General features: G+C 71.3%; 19 protein-coding genes. 11 read left to right on the forward strand and 8 right to left on the reverse strand.

Going from position 1 to position 18,868, the window contains the following annotated elements:
* Nucleotides 1–24 precede the first annotated feature (24 nt).
* Nucleotides 25–1,233, forward strand: coding sequence for a cysteine desulfurase-like protein (locus V1457_RS15920; RefSeq protein ID WP_200071279.1), 1,209 nt, complete (start codon nt 25–27; stop codon nt 1,231–1,233).
* 66 nt (nt 1,234–1,299) lie between these two features.
* Here V1457_RS15920 and V1457_RS15925 read toward each other — a convergent pair whose 3' ends face one another.
* Entirely contained in the window at nt 1,300–1,485 is a 186-nt protein-coding gene (locus V1457_RS15925) for a hypothetical protein (RefSeq protein ID WP_200071280.1), read from the reverse strand.
* Nucleotides 1,486–1,883: 398 nt separating this feature from the next.
* On the opposite strand from V1457_RS15925, the gene V1457_RS15930 reads away from it, so the two are divergent.
* The gene (locus V1457_RS15930) at nt 1,884–2,102 is read left to right on the forward strand and encodes a hypothetical protein (protein WP_295147317.1); all 219 of its coding nucleotides are present in this window, start codon (nt 1,884–1,886) and stop codon (nt 2,100–2,102) included.
* 278 nt (nt 2,103–2,380) lie between these two features.
* Here V1457_RS15930 and V1457_RS15935 read toward each other — a convergent pair whose 3' ends face one another.
* The 3 genes from V1457_RS15935 to ppgK form a co-directional block, all read right to left on the reverse strand.
* Nucleotides 2,381–3,319 (reverse strand): pentapeptide repeat-containing protein, encoded by a 939-nt coding sequence (locus tag V1457_RS15935; protein ID WP_338595328.1) that lies wholly within the window; start codon nt 3,317–3,319, stop codon nt 2,381–2,383.
* Between the two features lie 112 nt (nt 3,320–3,431).
* Nucleotides 3,432–4,877, reverse strand: a complete 1,446-nt coding sequence (locus tag V1457_RS15940) for an RNA polymerase sigma factor (RefSeq protein WP_233627813.1) — start codon at nt 4,875–4,877, stop codon at nt 3,432–3,434.
* A gap of 280 nt (nt 4,878–5,157) precedes the next feature.
* The gene (gene ppgK / locus V1457_RS15945) at nt 5,158–5,919 is read right to left on the reverse strand and encodes a polyphosphate--glucose phosphotransferase (RefSeq protein WP_338595329.1); all 762 of its coding nucleotides are present in this window, start codon (nt 5,917–5,919) and stop codon (nt 5,158–5,160) included.
* Nucleotides 5,920–6,006: 87 nt separating this feature from the next.
* Here ppgK and V1457_RS15950 point away from each other — a divergent pair, with 87 nt between their 5' ends.
* Nucleotides 6,007–6,813: an inositol monophosphatase family protein gene (locus V1457_RS15950; protein ID WP_307850133.1), complete on the forward strand. Its 807-nt coding sequence runs from the start codon at nt 6,007–6,009 to the stop codon at nt 6,811–6,813.
* A gap of 51 nt (nt 6,814–6,864) precedes the next feature.
* Here V1457_RS15950 and cei read toward each other — a convergent pair whose 3' ends face one another.
* A complete protein-coding gene (cei, locus tag V1457_RS15955; protein WP_200071284.1) occupies nt 6,865–7,554 on the reverse strand; it encodes an envelope integrity protein Cei in 690 nt (229 codons plus the stop codon).
* Nucleotides 7,555–7,949: 395 nt separating this feature from the next.
* Here cei and V1457_RS15960 point away from each other — a divergent pair, with 395 nt between their 5' ends.
* Nucleotides 7,950–8,252 carry a DUF4193 domain-containing protein gene (locus tag V1457_RS15960; RefSeq protein WP_200071285.1) on the forward strand — a complete coding sequence of 101 codons (303 nt, stop codon included), beginning with the start codon at nt 7,950–7,952 and terminating at the stop codon, nt 8,250–8,252.
* A 289-nt stretch (nt 8,253–8,541) separates the two neighbouring features.
* Here the strand turns inward: V1457_RS15960 and V1457_RS15965 are convergent, their stop codons facing one another.
* Complete coding sequence (locus V1457_RS15965; protein ID WP_338595330.1) at nt 8,542–9,105, reverse strand: DUF3093 domain-containing protein; 564 nt, start codon at nt 9,103–9,105, stop codon at nt 8,542–8,544.
* Between the two features lie 24 nt (nt 9,106–9,129).
* Here V1457_RS15965 and dut point away from each other — a divergent pair, with 24 nt between their 5' ends.
* From dut to V1457_RS15985, 4 genes are all read left to right on the forward strand, one after another.
* Nucleotides 9,130–9,618, forward strand: a complete 489-nt coding sequence (dut, locus tag V1457_RS15970; RefSeq protein ID WP_200071287.1) for a dUTP diphosphatase — start codon at nt 9,130–9,132, stop codon at nt 9,616–9,618.
* Between the two features lie 4 nt (nt 9,619–9,622).
* Nucleotides 9,623–10,270 carry a DUF3710 domain-containing protein gene (locus V1457_RS15975; protein ID WP_200071288.1) on the forward strand — a complete coding sequence of 216 codons (648 nt, stop codon included), beginning with the start codon at nt 9,623–9,625 and terminating at the stop codon, nt 10,268–10,270.
* 280 nt (nt 10,271–10,550) lie between these two features.
* Entirely contained in the window at nt 10,551–10,928 is a 378-nt protein-coding gene (locus V1457_RS15980) for an OB-fold nucleic acid binding domain-containing protein (RefSeq protein ID WP_200071289.1), read from the forward strand.
* Nucleotides 10,925–11,713, forward strand: a complete 789-nt coding sequence (locus V1457_RS15985; protein WP_338595331.1) for a DUF3159 domain-containing protein — start codon at nt 10,925–10,927, stop codon at nt 11,711–11,713. The genes V1457_RS15980 and V1457_RS15985 overlap by 4 nt, the downstream gene beginning before the upstream one ends.
* A gap of 80 nt (nt 11,714–11,793) precedes the next feature.
* On the opposite strand, the gene V1457_RS15990 is transcribed toward V1457_RS15985, so the two are convergent.
* Together V1457_RS15990 and V1457_RS15995 are read right to left on the reverse strand one after the other, a co-directional pair.
* Nucleotides 11,794–12,468, reverse strand: a complete 675-nt coding sequence (locus tag V1457_RS15990) for a TrkA family potassium uptake protein (RefSeq protein ID WP_200071291.1) — start codon at nt 12,466–12,468, stop codon at nt 11,794–11,796.
* Nucleotides 12,468–13,136 (reverse strand): TrkA family potassium uptake protein, encoded by a 669-nt coding sequence (locus tag V1457_RS15995; protein ID WP_200071292.1) that lies wholly within the window; start codon nt 13,134–13,136, stop codon nt 12,468–12,470. Before V1457_RS15995 ends, V1457_RS15990 begins: the two co-directional genes overlap by 1 nt.
* A gap of 226 nt (nt 13,137–13,362) precedes the next feature.
* Here V1457_RS15995 and V1457_RS16000 point away from each other — a divergent pair, with 226 nt between their 5' ends.
* The 3 genes from V1457_RS16000 (at nt 13,363) to dxs (ending at nt 18,846) form a co-directional block, all read left to right on the forward strand.
* Nucleotides 13,363–15,372 (forward strand): APC family permease, encoded by a 2,010-nt coding sequence (locus V1457_RS16000; RefSeq protein ID WP_200071293.1) that lies wholly within the window; start codon nt 13,363–13,365, stop codon nt 15,370–15,372.
* Nucleotides 15,369–16,634, forward strand: a complete 1,266-nt coding sequence (locus V1457_RS16005) for a TRAM domain-containing protein (protein WP_338595332.1) — start codon at nt 15,369–15,371, stop codon at nt 16,632–16,634. Before V1457_RS16000 ends, V1457_RS16005 begins: the two co-directional genes overlap by 4 nt.
* 283 nt (nt 16,635–16,917) lie before the next feature.
* Nucleotides 16,918–18,846: a 1-deoxy-D-xylulose-5-phosphate synthase gene (gene dxs, locus V1457_RS16010; protein WP_200071295.1), complete on the forward strand. Its 1,929-nt coding sequence runs from the start codon at nt 16,918–16,920 to the stop codon at nt 18,844–18,846.
* Nucleotides 18,847–18,868 lie beyond the last annotated feature (22 nt).

Below are 18,868 nucleotides of genomic sequence, written 5' to 3' on the forward strand. Positions count from 1 at the left end.
CCGCCCGTGCTTACGCTCGCACGCATGGTTTTAGACGTGGAGCAGGTGCGGGGGCAGTACCCGGCGCTGGCCGACGGCCGGGCCTGGCTGGACGCCGCAGCCGGTACGCAGGTTCCGCAGCAGGTGATCGACGCGATGTCCGAAGTGATGGCGGCGGGCGTGTCGAACGTGGGAGGAGCGTTCGAATCCAGCCGTCGCGCGGCGCGGGTCGTGGCCGAAGCGCGTTCGGCGGTGGCCGACCTCACCGGCGCGCCCGACCCGGAGTGCGTCGTGTTCGGTCCGAGCTCGACCGCGCTCACCTACCGGTTCGCCGCGGTGCTGGCGGACGCCTGGCAGCCCGGTGACGAGGTCGTGGTGACCCGGTTGGACCACGACGCGAACGTGCGGCCGTGGGTGCAGCACGCCCAGCGGGCGGGAGCGACGGTGCGGTTCGCCGACTTCGACCCGGCGACCGGTGAGCTGCCCGCCGAGCGGGTCGCCGAACTCATCGGGGAGCGCACCCGGCTGGTCGCGGTCACCGCGGCATCGAATCTGCTGGGAACCGTGCCCGATGTCGCCGCGATCGCGCGGCGGGCGCGGGAGGTCGGCGCGGTCAGCTTCGTCGACGGTGTGCAGCACTGCCCGCACGCCGCCGTCCGGGTCGGCGAGCTCGGCGCCGACTTCTACACGACCAGCGCCTACAAGTGGTCCGGTCCGCACGTCGGGGCGGTCGTGGCGTCGGATCCGTGGGCGCTGGAGACGCTGCACCCCGACAAGCTCGTGCCCGCGCCGGACGCCGTCCCCGCGCGGTTCGAGCTGGGCACCGCATCGTTCGAGGCCCTGGCCGGGGTCACCGCGGCAGTCGAGCACTTGGCCGGGCTCGACCCCGCGGCGACGGGGGAGCGCCGGGAACGGCTCGCGGCCGCCCGCAAGGCGGTCCTGGCCCATGAGGAGAACCTCGCCGCCGCGCTGTTCGCAGGGGTGGCGCAGCTGCCGCACGTCACCCGCATCGGAGCGCCGCAGGGGCAGTGCACGCCGCTGGCCCTGTTCAGCGTCGACGGCCACACGCCGGAGGCCGTGGCCACGCACCTGGGCGAGCGCGGCGTGAACGTCTCGCACGGGCATTCCTACGCATGGGAAGCCCTGCCGCAGCTCGGGCTCGGACCGGAAGGTGCGGTGCGGGCCAGTCTGTGCCACTACACCTCGGAAAGCGACGTGCAGCGCCTGCTCGACGCCCTGGCCGAACTGGGCTGACCCGCCCCTGGAACATCGAAGGCCCCCGGTGGAAAACCACCGGGGGCCTTCGTGTCGAGGTTCGCGTTACTGCTCGTCCTGCTGGAGTTCGGCGTCCATCTCCTTCAGACGCGGTTCGAACTCCCGGCCGTGGTGCCCGCAGAACAGCAGCTCCCCGCCGGATGGAAGTACGGCGCGAAGCTTCGCAGCGGCCCCGCAGCGGTCGCAGCGGTCGGCGGCGGTCAGCTCGGGGCGGGTGAGCGTTCCAGGCATCGTGATCTCCCTCCGTCCCGGCGCCGGAATTCCCCGGCGCCCTCGATCCTGCTGCGACCACCGGTGGCCCACTGGCGGCGGGGCCGGTGCTCGCTGGCTCCACTCTTGCAGACGCACAGCCGTACGTCAGTGTTCCCGCGCCGGGGGTTGAGCGTCGTCACGTCGAAGTACCCGCTTGCCGCAGTCCCGGTAGCGCAGCGTGGCAATCGCACGTCCAGGGCCGGTTTCGGTCGCCTGGCCAGGGAAAACGCGTCGGCTCGCGTTGCGCCGCGAGGTGATCCGTGGGTGCGCGCGGTGCGCGAGGGCGCCCCATCCCGTCCGGCGTTCTGCTGCAAGCGAACTAAGGCGGCGTCCTGGAACGCGAGAAAACCGATCTGCGAATGTGCGGTGAATCACCGGTGATCGCGCCGACCCGGCGCGGGACTCGCGGAAAGATCGCGCTCGCGCAGCGATCGTCGAACGCCATGCGGCGCTGCGCGATGAAGGAGGGGGCGATGAAGGAGGAGGCGAGGAACCCGCGGCGTCGGATGATCGGCGACCGCCTCGCCGACCGGGCGGCGCGCGACCACCAAGCCGCAGCGAACTCCGCATGGCAGGCGAAACGGATTTCGACCTGATCTTGCGACGCTGTCGCGGAAGTTCGCCGGGTGCGCGCTCGGGTCCGTGGCCGGTCTCGCGGCCACGTGACCGCCTAGTCGCGTGGAGTTTCGCGTGAACCGCAGCTGTGGACCGCAGCGTTCACCCGGCGTCCCCGCACAGAGCAAGAGATGCCCGCCATGAGGCGATTTGGGTGAAAGGTCTTCATGGTCCGTCTCCAACCCGGTTCGCCGCGGCAACACGCTGTGCCGCAGGAAAGGGCGAGTCTGCCAGTGCTTTCCGGGCGCTCGGTAGATCGCTAACCCGAATGTACGAGCCGGGCCCAGTCCGGCCGCTCCGGGTCCGGCTCCTCGGCCCAGTCCGCGGGCCACTTGCGCCGCGTGCCGTTGTGCACCGCCCGCGTGGTCGCACCGGTGAGCGCGGCCGAGGTGTGCGTGCCGAAGTCGACCTCGGCCTCGAACGTCGCTCCGCGGAAGTTCGCCCCCTCCCCGTCGAACGAGACCCGGCGGAAATCGGCGAGGCCGGTGAAGCGCACGGACCGGAAATCGCCCTGCCGCTCGAAGGTGCAGCCGCGGAAGACGGCGGGCCCCACGAACCGGGCTCCGGCGAAGGTGGCCGTCTGCACGCGGCAACGGGTGAACGTGAAGGTGCTCAACGTCGCGCCCGCCAGGTTCAGCCGGATGCCGGTCCAGAACAGCGCCTCGTCGTCCTCGTCGCGCAGGTGCGAAGTCAGCACGCCCTGCGCGGTCTCGCGGACCTCCTGCTCCTGCACCGGATCCGCCCCGGTCTGGTCGAAGGGCATCCGCAGGTAGGCGCAGAGCAGGTCGACGATCGTCTGGCGGTGCTCCGCGTGGTTCTGCCCGAGCCGCTCCAGCGCGAACACGCCCGCCAACCGCACGGGAGCCTGGTCACTGCCGAGCTGGTCGGCGGCCTTGCCGTAAAGCTCCGTCACCCGCGTCTCGGTGGCGTCGTGGTCGCGCTGCACCAGATCGAGCTCGGTGGCGCGCTGCCGCCGCGCGGTCAGCAGCAACCCGGCCGCACCGCCACCGCCCACGACGATGCTGAACGCGGTGCGGATGATGTTGACCTGCACCGCCGCTTGCTGGACCGAGCCGCGCAGCACGAACCACAGCACGGTCAGCGACGTGATCGCCAGCAGCCCCAGACCGCCCGCCCACCAGAGAATGGTCCGGGTGGACAGCACACCGTCCGCTCGCGTGCCCTCAGTTCGACTCACGGAAGGGGATCTTGCCGCGCGGAGCGGCTCCGTGTGTTCCACCTTTCGTGGGCCGATGCGAAAAGGCGCCCGGCCGGAGAAACCGACCGGGCGCCCGCGGAGCTGATGCGGCTCAGTCCAGGTAGTCGCGCAGCACCTGCGAACGCGACGGGTGCCGCAGCTTCGACATCGTCTTGGACTCGATCTGCCGGATGCGTTCCCGGGTCACGCCGTAGACCTGGCCGATCTCGTCCAACGTGCGCGGCTGGCCGTCGGTGAGGCCGAAGCGCAGCCGCACCACGCCCGCCTCCCGCTCGGACAGCGTCGCCAGCACCGACTGCAGCTGGTCCTGCAGCAGCGTGAACGACACGGCGTCGACCGCGACGACCGCCTCGGAGTCCTCGATGAAGTCGCCGAGCTGGCTGTCGCCCTCGTCGCCGATCGTCTGGTCCAGCGAAATGGGCTCCCGGGCGTACTGCTGGATCTCCAGCACCTTCTCCGGGGTGATGTCCATTTCCTTGGCGAGCTCCTCGGGCGTGGGCTCGCGGCCCAGGTCCTGCAGCAGCTCGCGCTGGATGCGGCCCAGCTTGTTGATGACCTCGACCATGTGCACCGGGATGCGGATGGTGCGGGCCTGGTCGGCCATCGCGCGGGTGATGGCCTGGCGGATCCACCAGGTCGCGTAGGTGGAGAACTTGTAGCCCTTGGTGTAGTCGAACTTCTCCACCGCGCGGATGAGCCCGAGGTTGCCCTCCTGGATCAGGTCCAGGAACGCCATGCCGCGGCCGGTGTAGCGCTTGGCGAGGCTGACCACCAGGCGGAGGTTCGCCTCCAGCAGGTGGTTCTTGGCCCGCTCACCGTCCCGGACGATCCAGCGCAGGTCGCGCTTCATCTGGAAGGCGAGCTTCTCCTCGGCTTCCTCGGCCTGGCGCAGCCGCTCGGCGCCGTAGAGGCCGGCCTCGATGCGCTTGGCGAGTTCGACCTCCTCCTCGGCGTTGAGCAGCGCCACCTTGCCGATCTGCTTGAGGTAGGCGCGCACCGAGTCGGCCGAGGCGGTCAGCTCGGCGTCCTTGCGCGCCTGCCGCAGCGCCTCGGATTCCTCCTCGTCCCACACGAAGTCGGAGTCCGGCTTGCCGTCCTCGTCCTCCGGGACGGTCGGCTCCTCCGGGATCTCCACTTCGACGTCGGCGAGATCGCCCACGTCCGGGGAGGTCAGGTCGGTTTCGATCGGTTCGTCGATCTCCAGGCCCTCGGCCTTGCCCGCGGTGCCAGCCGCGTCGGTCTTGGCCGCGGACTTCGCGGTCTTGGCCGAGGCGGACTTGGTGCCCTTCTTGGCCGCCGACTTGGTGGCGGTCTTGCGGCCCGCCGACTTGGTGCCCGCCGCGCTCTTGGCGGACGAGTCCTGGCCCGCGTCGGTTCCGGCCTGCTCGGCCGTTTCCTGCGCGGCGGTCTCTGCCTGGGGCTGGGATCCGGACTGGGCCGACGGGGACTGAGCACCGCCGGCGGTTGCAGCGGAGCTGGAGCGTCGGGTTGCGGTTTCTGCGGCTGCCACGTACGCCCTTTCGCGACGGTCGATCAGAGCAGGCCGGAGGACGCGAAACCTCGGCCGCCAGAGGTCGGGGAACAACCCACCCACCGGAACTTCCGAAGCGGCATCGATGCCGGCGAAACGCCTGCTCGGCACCGGATCGGAGGCCCCGGATCAGGTTGGCCGTGTTCCATTGTAACTGCGCTCGCCGAGTGCGGTTCCGCTGCAAGGTGGAGATCCGTCCCGTCGCAGCGCAAATACGGCGCTCGCCGGGTCCGGCGAATGGCGCACCGGGGAAATGCCGCCGCATCGCCCCGGTCGGCCGTGCGGCTCAGTTCCCGGCGCCCGCCGCGGCCGCCGCGGCGGCGCCCACGATCCCGGCGTCGTTCTTCAGCGAGGCCGGCACGATCGGGGTCCGGGTCTCCAGCAGCGGCAGCCACTTGTGCTGCTTCTTGCTGACCCCGCCGCCCGCGATGATCAGGTCCGGCCACAGGAAGGATTCCAGCGCCTGGACGTAGCGGCTCACCCGCGGCGCCCACTCCGGGTAGGACAGGTCGAGGTCGTCCTTGACCGACGCGGCCGCCTGCTTCTCCGCGTCGTGCCCGTCGACCTCGATGTGCCCGAACTCCGTGTTCGGCACCAGCTTGCCGTCCACGAACATCGCGCTGCCGATGCCGGTGCCGAAGGTCAGCACCACCACCAGGCCGGAAGCGCCTGCGCCCGCACCGGAGCGCATCTCGGCCAGCCCGGCGGCGTCGGCGTCGTTGAGCACGACCACCTCCGACCGGTCCTGGCCCAGCCGCTCGGCGAACAACCCCTGCGCGTCGGTGCCGATCCAGCTCTTGTCGATGTTCGCGGCGGTGTGCGCGGTGCCCTGCTTGACCACGCAGGGCAGCGTGACCCCGACGGGCCCGCTCCAGCCGAACTTCTCGACGATCTCGGCGACCGCGTCCGCGACCGCCTCCGGTGTCGAAGGGTGCGGCGTGGGAATCCGCATACGCTCTTCGGCCAGCACCCCACCGTCGATGTCCACCGGACATCCTTTGATGCCGGACCCGCCGACGTCCACGCCGAAACCGCGGGCAGTGCCCATGCCCGATCCTTCCTATTCGATTCAGACCAAGGTGTGCAGACCTTAACCGCGCTGTGTTGCGATGTGAATGTGGGATTGACAGCCAACGTGCATACCGAAACTCTGCGCACCGCCGCGGTGCAGGTCGCAGAAGAGGCCGCCGAGCTGGCGCGCAGCATCCGCGACGAGTCGGTGACCGGCGCCGCGGTGCACACCAAGAGCACCGAAACCGACGTCGTGACCGCCGCGGACCGCGCAGCCGAGCGACTGGTGCGGGACCGGCTCGCCGAACTGCGGCCGGGTGAGTCGGTCCTCGGCGAGGAGGAAGGCGGCGCGGCCGCGCTGGAAGGCCTGCGCTGGGTCGTCGACCCGATCGACGGCACCGTCAACTACCTGTACGGCTTCCCCTGGTACGCGGTGTCCCTGGCCGCCCAGATCGACGGCCGTTCGGTGGCGGGAGCGGTCGTGGAGCCGGTGTCCGGGCGCGTGTGGAGCGCGGCAGAGGGCGCCGGTGCGCACTGCGACGGCGTGCGGTTGAGCGTTTCCGCCGCGGACCGGCTGGACCTGGCGCTGGTCGGCACCGGCTTCGCCTACGACCCCCGCCGCAGGCGCGCGCAGGCGGCGGCGACGGCGGAACTGCTCGGCGAGGTCCGCGACATCCGCCGCTCGGGCGCGGCTTCGCTGGACCTGTGCGCGGTCGCGGCCGGCTGGATCGACGCCTACTTCGAGGTCGGGCTCAAGCGCTGGGACTGGGCTGCCGGCGCGTTGATCGCGCAGGAAGCGGGCGCGCAGCTGCGGCTGCCGGGCGGAGATTCCGCCGACGGGCTCGGCGACGAGGCGCTGCTGTGCGCGGCGCCGGGAGTGGCCGACGAGCTGACCGGTGCTTTGGTGCGCGCGGGAGCGGGCGCGGTGTGATCAGCGCGAAACCGCCCCGCCGAGCGGATCGGCGGGGCGGTCGGTGCGGTTTCAGCAGGAGACGTCGCGGGCGGCGGTCATCAGCTCGTTGCTGATCTGCGGTGGCCGCGCCTCCTGCGCTGCGCCGCCCTGCGGCGCCCAGTTCTTCAGCTCCTGCAGCACCTGCCGCGCCTGGGGAGTGCTCTTGATGTCGTCGAATTCCGCGCCCAGCGCCAGGTCCAGCGACGCGTCCGGACGGTCGTCGCGCACCAGCTGCGCGCACGGCACCATCAGACTCAGCGTGCGGGCGGACGGGGCTCCGGCGCCGCCGAAGCGGATCTGCCCGTGGCAGTTGAGGTCGTAGGCCGGGTAGACCGAGTCGTTGTCCGGCTCGCCGCCCGGCGCGAACCCGAGGTTGGTCAGCTCCTGGCTGATCAACGACGCCTGGTTCGCCTCCCCGTTGCCGTTGAGCACCCGCACCCGGATGTCCTGCGGTGGCGCCGGGCTGGTCTGGTCCAGCGCGGTGCGGCCGAGCATCTGCCCCACCGGAACCTGCTGCTCGCCGGGTGGTGATGCGGCGGTCGGCGGCCCGGGCATGTTGCACCGGGTCGCGGTCTCAGTGGTCTCGGCGGTCTCGAACACCCGGGTCCACACGAAGCCGGACAGCACCACGAGCAGCCCCAGCACCAGCAGGGCGGGCAGTGGTCGGCGTCGCCGGTATCGCGGACCCTGACGGCCCCACCGTGAACTCGCGGCAGACACGTCCTGCCACCCTCCTTGCCGTTGCCGTGACCGGATCGGACGTTCGCCGATCAGCCTATGCGTTAGCGGTTCGTTCCGCGCCGCCGGACGGCCTCTCGTGTCGTGCCCTGCGGACGGCGGTGCGGGTGCCCAGGTGAGCCGCGCGGAGATGCCGACCGCACGGTGGTGCTACACACGCCACACCTATGGGTGACCTGGTGCGTCTTTTGCGTTGCGATGGGCTACCCTCTCGGCGCCTCGGGCAGTGACGGCGAGCGGGAACGGCTCGTTTCGGGGGTACTTGGGGCGCAGCAGCGAGATCACCGTCACGCAAGCCCTCGGGCACAAATGAGGGCCCTGGAACGTTTACCAGCGGCACACCATTGCAGTCTCCACTATCGCAGGGGTGAATCACGATGGCGACCGACTACGACGCTCCGCGCCGCAGCGAGTCCGAGGAAATGACCGAGGACTCGCTGGAAGAACTCAAGGCGCGGCGCAACGACGCGCAATCCGGCGTCGTCGACGCCGATGAATCGGAGATCGCGGAGAACTTCGAGCTGCCGGGCGCCGACCTGTCCGGTGAGGAGATGACCGTCAAGGTCCTGCCCAAGCAGGCCGACGAGTTCACCTGCGCCAGCTGCTTCCTGGTGCACCACCGCAGCAGGCTGGCCGAGGAGCGCAACGGCGGGCTGATCTGCCGCGACTGCGCTGCTTGAGCCGGGCGTGGCGGACGCCGGGCGCGCCGGATCCGGCTAGCAGGCGCCGCCGTCGGCCCGGCCGCGGGCGGGCTCGGCGGCGTGCGAGCACGGAGCCGGGGAAAGCAAGTGCGGACGCGGACGGGATCGGCCGGGGCTCGCCCCGACGGCCGAACACGAACCTGGGCACACGCAGGGGGCGTGGGCCCAGGTTCGTCGTATCTGCGGGTGCTTTCGGGTACCGCGCTCGCCCGGTGAAAACAACCGGGACCCAATTCGGCGAGGGAAATCCCTTTCCCGGCAAATTTGTTCAGCGGCGCAGCGCGGCGGCCAAACGTTCCGGTCGTCTGCTGCTGATGACCCAGTACGGCGTCGGGTCATCGGGGTCGTCGAGCCACACCCGAACCGAGGATTTCACCCAGGGCCGGTGCACCACGAAAGCGGCCGGGTCCAGTTCCGGGCCGAGCGCGCGCCGCTTGTCCTTGGCGGGCACCACCTCCGCCCCTTCGATGAACCGCAGCGGCAGGTGCGCATCGCCGACCCAGAGCTCCCCGCCGGAGATCTCGACCCTGGTGCGGCCCAGCCACAGCGGCACCGCGATCGCGGCCGGGATCAGCACCACGTAGGGCAGCCACGCCCGCACGCCCGGGTGTCCCATGTGCACCTCTGCGGCCAGCAGCACGGCGATGATCAGCGGTAGCGGCCAGGTCCACCAGGACGCGAACAGCCGCTCCCGGTACTCCGCCGGCTCGCCGCCGCTGCCCCGCTCGGCGTTTCCCCGTTCGGTGCTCCCCGCCTCGGCATTTCCACCCTCGGGATTCCCCTGACCGGGGGTGTCCTGGCGGGGGGTGGCTGCTTCTGCGCTTTCCGACACGCCTCCAGGGTAGTCTCGCGGCCCGTGCCGAACGTGAAGGTCCTGTTGACCCGTCTCGACCCCGATCTCCCGCCGCCGTCCTACGCCCGCTCCGGTGATGCCGGGGCGGATCTGGTGACGACCAGCGACGTGCTGCTGCAGCCCGGTGAGCGCGCGCTCGTCGGCACCGGTGTCGCGCTGGCGCTGCCGGAGGGCTACGCCGGTTTCGTGCATCCGCGCTCCGGGCTCGCCGCGCGGGCCGGTCTCGGCGTGGTGAACGCGCCGGGGACGGTGGATGCGGGATACCGGGGTGAGATCCGGGTATGCCTGATCAATCATGACCGCGCGGAGCCGCTGTCGCTGCGCCGCGGCGACCGCATCGCGCAACTCGTCGTGCAGCGCGTGGAGCACGCGGTGTTCGAGGAGGTCGACGAGCTGCCCGAGTCGCAGCGGGGTGCCGGTGGCCACGGGTCCACCGGTGGCCACGAGGTGCTGACGGCCCCGGCAGGGGCCGAACACAGGACGGAGGTCTGAGGGGATGTTCGGATTGGGCCGCCGCGGGCGAGGCCCGCAGGCCGAGGACGCCGCGCAGCCCGGGGAAGCCGACGGGTACGAGTTCGGTGCCGGTGCTGAGTCGGGCATCGGGCCGTACGACCTCACCGAACTGCCGGATTCCGATTCGGTGCAGCGGCTCGACCTGGGATCGGTCCGGCTACCGGTGCCGGAGGGCAGTCAGCTGCAGGTCGAAGTCGACCCCACCGGGCCGGTGCGCGCGGTGCACCTGGTGACCCAGGTGGGCCGGTTGACGGTGAGCGCGTTCGCCGCACCGCGCAGCGCCGGGCTCTGGCCCGAGGTCCGCATGGAACTGGCCGACCAGTTGCGCAAGGACGGCGCGAAGGTCGGGCAGCAGGACGGCGAGTGGGGACCGGAGCTGATCGCCGACTCGCAGCAGGCCGTGCTGCGGTTCGTCGGGGTGGACGGTCCGCGCTGGATGGTGCGGGGCGTCGCCGCCGGGCCCGCCGAGCACGCCGAAGCGTGCACGAAGCTGCTGTACTCGGTGCTCGACGACACCGTCGTCGTTCGCGGTGAGGACCCGTTGCCGGTGCGCACGCCGCTGCCGATCGAGCTGCCGGACAGCATCGCGCGGCACATCCAGCAGGCCCAGGGCGGCCAGCAAGAGGCCTGATCGGTCACGGTCGGAAGCTCCTGGCGGAGCTCCGCGCGCTCGTTGCGAGCGCCGGTGGGGATCTCGATCGAGTGATCAATTTCCAAATGCCGCCAGGGTGGCGACCGGCCGCCGCGCGCGGGCTACGCTGGTGTTCGGGCGCAGCCCGGCGGAACCCCCGGCGAAACCGGTGCCCGCCGAACGATTCGCGGATCGGTGGCGGGTTCCGCGCGGACCCGGACCGGCCCGGCAAGATCCAACCCTTCGAAGTCGAGTGCCCAGGCGCACGGGAGCGCTAGCGATGAGCAACACCGGGGGCGGCTACTGGCGCCGCCTCGTACGCCGGTTGACCAGCGATGTCGCCGAGCTCGACGCCGACGACCTCTCGGAGCGCTCGCAGGCGAGCGGGGCCCAGCGGGCCTGCGACTGCGAGTGCGGGCAGGAAGCCGTGGTGCTGGGCAGGCTGCGCAGCGTCGACATGTCGCCGAAGGCTTCGGCTCCGACGCTGGAGGCCGAACTCTTCGACGGCACCGAGGGCGTCACGCTCGTCTGGCTCGGCCGCCGCCGGATCACCGGCATCGAACCCGGCCGCACCATCAAGGCCCGCGGCCGCATCGCGGTCCGCGACGGCCGCAAAGTGCTTTACAACCCCTACTACGAGTTGCAGAACACCGCATGAGCGAACGCGACATCCCGGACCCGGACGCACGGCCCGCCACGCCCGAATCCGCCCCGGAAGCATCCGGCACGGCGTCCGCGGGCGGGACGGCCGCGCCGGAGCAGACCTTGCTGGAGCAGATGGGCGGGGTCGCCGGCCTCGCCTACTCGGCGGTGCCCATCGTGGTGTTCGTCGTGGTCAACGCGTTGACCGGGCTGATGCCCGCGATCTGGTCGGCGATCGGGGTGGCGGTGGCCATCGCGGTGTACCGCCTGGTGCGCAGGGAGCCGCTGCAGCCGGCGATCTCCGGTCTGCTCGGGGTCGCGGTGTGCTCCTACATCGCTTACCGCTCCGGTGATGCCAAGGGCTTCTTCCTGCTCGGGATCTACACGAGCCTGGTCTACGGCGGCGCGTTCCTGGTGTCGGTGCTGGTGCGCTGGCCGCTGGTCGGGGTGGCGTGGTCGCTGCTCAACGGGCTCGGCATGGATTGGCGCAACCAGCGGCGGGCGATGACGGGCTACGACCTGGCGACGATGGCGTGGGTCGTGGTGTTCGGCGCGAAGTACATCGTCCAGCAGTGGCTCTACAACGAGGACGCGACGGGATGGCTGGCGTTCGCCCGGATCGCGATGGGCTATCCGCTGACCGGACTGGCGCTGATCGTGACGGTGTGGGCGGTGCGCCGCGCGGGCAAGGTCGCGCAGGAAGTGGCCGAGCAGGAGGCGGCCGCCGACCGGGCTGCGTACGCGCGCTACGCGGGTGGCTCGATCGCGCCTGAGACGGGCGGTTCCGGCGCGGCGCAGTGATCGCCGGGATGATGACCCGCACGACCTGAGTTCCGCGGTCGTGGGCGCGCGGCGACGCCGTCGTCACGATCGCGGTGCGGTCAGTTCTGCAAGCCCTCGCCGACGTGCACCGCGTCCCGGATCTTGTGCTCCACGTCCGCGGTTGCCACGAACAGCATCTCGTCCCCGGCTTCCACCGGGTCGTCCGGCTGCGGGACGATCACCCGCCCGCCGCGGAGGATCGTCACCAGCGCGGCGTCCGAGGGCAGTGCCAGGTCCCGCACGCGGCGGCCTGCCAGCGGCGTGCTGTCCGGCAGCGTGATCTCCACCAGGTTCGCCTGGCCCTGCCGCAGGGTCATCAGCCGCACCAGGTCACCGACGTTGACCGCTTCCTCGACCATCGCCGCGAGCATCCGCGGCGTGGAAACCGCGACGTCCACGCCCCAGGCCTCGGTGAACAGCCACTCGTTGCGCGGGTCGTTGACCCGGGCGACCACGCGGCGGACCGCGAACTCGGTCTTGGCCAGCAGCGAGACCACGAGGTTGACCTTGTCGTCGCCGGTGGCGGCGATGACCACGTCGCAGGACTGCAGCCCGGACTCCTCCAGCGAGGCCAGTTCGCAGGCGTCGGCGAGCACCCACTCCGCGTCCGGGATGTCCCGCGGCAGGTAGTTGCGGGAGCTGCGTTCGAGCAGCATCACCCGGTGGTCGCCTTCGAGCAGCTCGCGGGCGATGGACTGGCCGACCGCGCCCGCGCCTGCGATCGCGATGCGCATCAGTGGCCCTCCTCGTCGGGTGCGCGCAGTGCGGCGGCGGTGACGTCGGTGACGGTCCCGGACAGCGCCGCGACGTAGATCGTGTCGTCGGCCTGGATGACCGTGCGCGGCTCCGGCAGCACGCCGTTGCCGAAGCGCATGACGAATGCCACGCGAGCGCCGATGGTGTTCTCCAGCTCCGGGATCCGGTGGCCCACCCAGTCTTCGTGCAGCGGTAGTTGCAGCACCGCGACCGTGCCGGACGGTTCGCGCCACGCCGTGGCCACGCCCTCCGGCAGCAGCATCCGCAGGAACCGGTCGGTGGTCCACGGCACGGTGGCCACGGTGGGGATGCCCAGGCGCTGGTAGACCTCGGCGCGCTTGGGGTCGTAGATGCGGGCCACGACGTGCTCCACGCCGAAGGTCTCCCGCGCCACCCGGGCGGCCACGATGTTGGAGTTGTCGCCGTTGGAGACCGCGGCGAATGCCGCCGCCCCCTCGATGCCCGCCTCGATCAGCACGTCCCGGTCGAAACCGTTGCCGGTGACCTGCAAGCCGGTGAAGTCCTTGCCCAGCCGGTGGAACGACTGGTCGTCCTTGTCCACCACCGCGACGGTGTGGTCGAGCCGCTGCAGGGCCGTGGCCAGGGAAGACCCGACCCGGCCGCAGCCCAGGATCACGACGTGCACGGCCTGTCTCCTTGTCCTGCTCGTGCGGCACGACGTGCCGCCGCGTCGCGCCTGCGTGACGGTACCCCGGCAGGAAAGGGCGCGGTGTCCCGCGCACGCCGCGGCCGGGACCGCCGCTTTCGGCGGATGCACCGTATCCGAGCGCACGCCGCGGTGGTGCCGGGGCCGCGCCCGCGGGCGCACGGGCGCGGCAACGTGCGAAAAGCGAGCGCTTACGCTCATGGCCGTGTTCAAGCTCGCGACCGCGACGAAACGCCTGCTGGTGGGGCAACCGTTCCGCAGCGACCGGTTGTCGCACACGCTGCTGCCCAAGCGGCTGGCGCTGCCGGTGTTCGCCTCCGACGCGATGTCGTCGGTGGCCTACGCGCCGGAGGAACTGTTCCTGGTGCTGTCGGTGGCGGGACTGTCGGCCTACGCGCTGACGCCGTGGTTGGGTGCGCTGGTCGCGCTGGTGATGCTCACCGTGGTGGCCAGCTACCGGCAGAACGTGCGCGCCTACCCGTCCGGTGGCGGGGACTACGAGGTCGCCACCAAGAACCTGGGGCGGCGCGCGGGATTGACGGTGGGCAGCGCGCTGCTGGTGGACTACGTGCTCACGGTCGCCGTGTCGATCTCGTCGGCGGCCGCGAACATCGGTGCGCTGATCCCGTTCGTGGGCACGCACAAGGTGTGGTTCGCGGTGGCCGCGATCGTCGTGCTGACCGCGATCAACCTGCGCGGGCTGCGCGAGTCCGGGGGATTCCTGGCGGTGCCGGTGTACGCCTTCCTGCTCGGCGTGCTCGGCATGATCGCGTTCGGGCTGTTCCGCGCGCTCGTGCTCGGCCACGAGATGCGCGCCGAGAGCGCTTCGGTGCAGATCGCCCCGGACGAGACGCAGGTGGCCGGGCTGGCGTTCGTGTTCCTGGTGATGCGGGCGTTCTCGCAGGGTGCCGCGGCGCTGACCGGCGTGGAAGCGATCAGCAACGGGGTGCCCGCGTTCCGCAAGCCGAAGTCCCGGAACGCGGCGACGACGCTGCTGATGATGGGCGCGATCTCGGTCATCATGCTGATGGGGCTGATCTCCCTGGCGCAGTACACCGGGGTGCGCATCGCGGAGGACCCGGTGCACCAGATCATCGGCGCACCGCCCGGCTACGTGCAGCAGACGATGATCGCCCAGATCGCCGCCGCGGTGTTCAACGTCTTCCCGCCCGGCGTCTACTACGTCACCGCCTGCACCGCGATCATCCTGGTGCTGGCGGCGAACACCGCGTTCAACGGCTTCCCCGTGCTGGGGTCGATCCTGGCGCAGGACCGCTACCTGCCGCGGCAGTTCCACACCCGCGGCGACCGGCTGGCGTTCTCCAACGGCATCGTGTTCCTGGCGGTGTTCGCGGCGGTGCTGGTGATGGCCTTCGACGCCGAGGTCACCCAGCTCGTGCAGCTCTACGTGGTGGGCGTGTTCGTGTCGTTCACGGTGAGCCAGACCGGGATGGTGCGGCACTGGAACCGGTTGCTGCGCACGGAGAAGGACGTCTCGCAGCGGCGGCGGATGCGCCGCTCGCAGGCGATCAACGCCTTCGGGCTGGTGATGACCGGCTCGGTGCTGGTGATCGTGCTGGCCACGAAGCTGGCCAAGGGCGCGTGGATCGCACTGGCGGCGATGGCGGCGATCTACCTGCTGATGACCGCGATCCGGCGGCACTACGACTCGGTGCAGGAGGAGCTGGCCCAGTACGACGAGCCGGCCGTGCTGCCGTCGCGGAACTACGCGCTGGTGCTGGTGTCCCAGGTGCACCTGCCGACGCTGCGCGCGTTGGCCTACGCGCGGGCGACCCGCCCGGACACGCTGGAGGCGATCACGGTCAACGTGGACGACGCGGGCACCAGGGAACTCACCTCCGCCTGGGAGTCGAAGGACCTGCCGGTGCCGTTGAAGGTCATCGAGTCGCCGTACCGCGAGGTGACCCGGCCGCTGATCGAATACGTCAAGCGGATCCGCCGCAACAGCCCCCGCGACGTGGTCACCGTGTTCATCCCGGAGTACGTCGTCGGACACTGGTGGGAGCAGCTGCTGCACAACCAGAGCGCGCTGCGGCTCAAGGGCCGGTTGCTGTTCGAGCCGGGCGTGATGGTGACCAGCGTGCCGTGGCAGCTCGCGTCGTCGACGCGGGCCAAGCAGCGCGCCAAGCAACGGGTGATGCCGGGCGCGCTGCGGCGCGGCCTGGGTGAGACGAAGGGGAACGAACGCCGGTGACCGGCAAACTCGACTGGACCGGCAAGCGTCTGAAACTCGACGTGGGACCGGTCGCCCACGGCGGGCACTGCGTGGCCCGCCACGAAGGCCGGGTGGTGTTCGTGCGGCACGCGCTACCCGGTGAGGTGGTGCTGGCGGAGGTCACCGAGGACCCCGGCAAGGGGTTCTGCCGGGCCGACGCGGTGGAGGTGTTCACCGCGGCCGAGGGCCGGGTGCAGCCGCCCTGCCCGCTGGCGGACATGTCGCGGGGCCGGGACCGCTGCGGCGGCTGCGACTGGCAGCACGCGGATCCGGTCACGCAGCGCGAGCTGAAGGCGGCGGTGGTCCGCGAGCAGCTGCAGCGCATCGCCGGTCTGGATCGCGAGGTCGTGGTCCGGGAACTGCCGGGCGGTCCGCTGCGCTGGCGCACCCGCGTCCGGCTGGCGGTGGACCGGGTGGGGCGTCCCGGTTTCCATCCGCACCGCAGCCACCGGGTGCTGCCGGTCGCGGACTGCCCGATCACGGTGCCGGGCGCGCTGGACGGCGTCACCGACCGGGAGTGGCCGAGCGGCGCGGAGCTCGAGGTCGTGGCCGACGGGCAGGGCGAAGTGCACGTCGCGCAGCGGGAGAAGGCGCCGCAGCGCCGCAGGGGCAAGCGCGGCGCGGTGATCTCCACGCAGGTCGAGGGATCGGGCGTGGCGCGCGAGCAGGCCGCCGGGCGGAACTGGGAACTCGCCGCGGACGGCTTCTGGCAGGTGCACCCGGCCGCAGCGGACACCTTCGCCGAGACGGTCCGCCGGATGGCTGCGGTGCCCGGCGGTGGTGTGGCCTGGGATCTCTACGGCGGAGTCGGCTTGTTCGCCGCGGTGCTGGCCGAGCAGACCGGACCGGCCGGTTCGGTGCTCGTGGTCGAGTCCTCCCGCCGCGCCACCGAGGACGCGGTCGCGAACCTGCGGGACCTTCCGCAGGTGTCGTTCCGGGCCGGAGCGGTCGAGGACGTGCTCGCCGACGAATCCTTGCCGCGGCCGGACGTGGCAGTGCTCGACCCGCCGCGCAAGGGCGCGGGCCGGGCGGTGGTCGAGGCCGTGTGCGCGCGGCGGCCGGCGCGAGTGGTGCACGTGGCCTGCGACCCGGCTGCCCTGGCGCGCGACGTCGGCCTGTTCGCCGAGCACGGATACCGGCTCGCTGAGCTCGAGGCGTTCGACGCCTTCCCGATGACGCACCACGTGGAGTGCATCGCGCTGCTCGAACCCGTGGCGCCCGGCCGGTCGCGAGAAGCGTGATCGAGCTGCCCGGAAAGTGTGGTAGTCGGTCCACCCGTCCGAGGGATGTACCTGCGAATCCGCGGCGTTCGGGGCCGTTTCCGTTACCTGTGCAGCGTGTTCACGCGTTGCCGGATTCCCGCGGACCGGTGATCCGGAGCGGGCGCAGACCTGCGTACCTTGTCCGGGGCGGGTGGCCGCGCTCCGTAGACTGGTCGGGGCCGCCTGCGGCGGAGAGCACTCCCGGAACCCGTGCGAACCGGGTTGAGCACAAGCATTGCTGGATGACGAGCGAGGTGGAGCGGTGACGCTGCTGGAATCCGTGCAAGGTCCGGCCGACCTGAAACGACTCGAGCACGGTGAGCTGGTGGAGCTGGCCGCCGAGATCCGGTCGTTCCTGGTCGAGAAGGTCTCCCGCACCGGCGGCCACCTCGGCCCCAACCTCGGCGCGGTGGAGCTGACGCTGTCGCTGCACCGGGTTTTCGACTCGCCGCGGGACGCGCTCGTGTTCGACACCGGGCACCAGTCCTACGTGCACAAGATGGTCACCGGCCGGCAGCAGGGCTTCGACCGGCTGCGCAAGAAGGACGGGCTGGCGCCCTACCCGTCGCGGGCGGAGAGCGAGCACGACCTGGTGGAGAACTCGCACGCCTCCACCTCGTTGTCCTACGCCGACGGGCTGGCGCGCTCGTTCCAGCTCACCGGCGGCGGCAGGCACGCCGTCGCGGTCGTCGGCGACGGCGCGCTGACCGGCGGGATGTGCTGGGAGGCGCTGAACAACATCGCCGCCGACCAGGAACGCCCGCTGGTGATCGTGGTCAACGACAACGGCCGGTCCTACGCCCCGACGATCGGCGGGCTGGCCGAGCACCTGGCGGCGCTGCGGCTCAACCCCGGCTACGAGAAGGCGCTGGAAAGCGGCAGGCGCACGCTGCGCAACCTGCCGGTGGTGGGGCGCCCGCTCTACACCGGGCTGCACGCGGCGAAGTCCGGGCTCAAGGACGCCTTCAGCCCGCAGGTGATGTTCTCCGACCTCGGCATCAAATACCTCGGTCCGGTCGACGGGCACGACATGCGCGCCATGGAGCAGGCGCTGCAGATGGCCCGCTCGTTCGGCGGCCCGGTGATCGTGCACGCGGTGACCCGCAAGGGCAACGGTTTCGCGCCCGCCGAGAACCACGAGGCCGACCAGATGCACCAGGTCAAGGTGATCGATCCGGAGACCGGGGCGCCCACCAAGCCCGCGCCGACGAGCTGGACGAACGTCTACTCCGACGAGCTGGTGCGCATCGGCGCCGAACGCTCCGACGTGGTGGCGCTGACCGCGGCGATGCTCGGGCCGACCGGACTGGACAAGTTCGCCAAGGCGTACCCGGAGCGCTGCTTCGACGTGGGCATCGCCGAGCAGCACGCGATGACCTCGGCCGCGGGCATGGCGATGGGCGGGCTGCACCCGGTGTTCGCGGTGTACTCGACGTTCCTGAACCGGGCCTTCGACCAGCTGCTGCTGGACGTGGCGCTGCACCGGCAGCCGGTCACGGTGACCTTGGACCGCTCCGGGATCACCGGTGACGACGGTCCGAGCCACAACGGCATGTGGGACCTGTCGATCCTCGGCGTGATCCCCGGCATCCGGGTGGCCGCGCCGCGCGACGCGGTCACGTTGCGGGAGGAACTGCGGGAGGCCGTGGCCGTCGACGACGGGCCCACGGTGGTGCGGTTCTCGAAGGGCTCGGTCATCGAAGAGGTCCCCGCCGTGGAGCGGGTCGGCGGTGTGGACGTGCTGCACCGGCCTGATCGCGGTGAGCGCAGCGATGTGCTGCTGGCCGTGGTCGGCGCGTTCGGCGAGGCGGCGGTCGCCGCGGCCCGGCGGCTGTCCGCGCAGGGCATCGGCGTCACCGTCGTGGACCCGCGCTGGGTGCTGCCGGTGCCGGAGCAGGTCGTGACCATGGTCGGCGAGCACGAGCTGGTGGTCACGCTGGAGGACTGCGGCAGGCACGGCGGCTTCGGCTGGTCGCTGGCGGCGGCGCTGCGGGACGCGGGGATCGACGTGCCGTTGCGGGACCTGGCGGTGCCGAACGAATTCCCGGAGCACGCCTCGCGCGAGGAGGTGCTCGCCGAACTCGGCCTGACCGAGCAGCAGGTGGCCCGGCAGATCACCGAGTGGGTCGCCGACCGGTTGCGTGCCGCGCAGCGCGAGTCCATCGGCGACACGCTCAGCCGCGAGGCCTGACCGCTGATCTTCCCGGGCGGTG

Origin of the sequence: Saccharopolyspora sp. SCSIO 74807 (assembly GCF_037023755.1) — a bacterium.
GTDB classification, from domain to species: Bacteria; Actinomycetota; Actinomycetes; order Mycobacteriales; family Pseudonocardiaceae; genus Saccharopolyspora_C; species Saccharopolyspora_C galaxeae.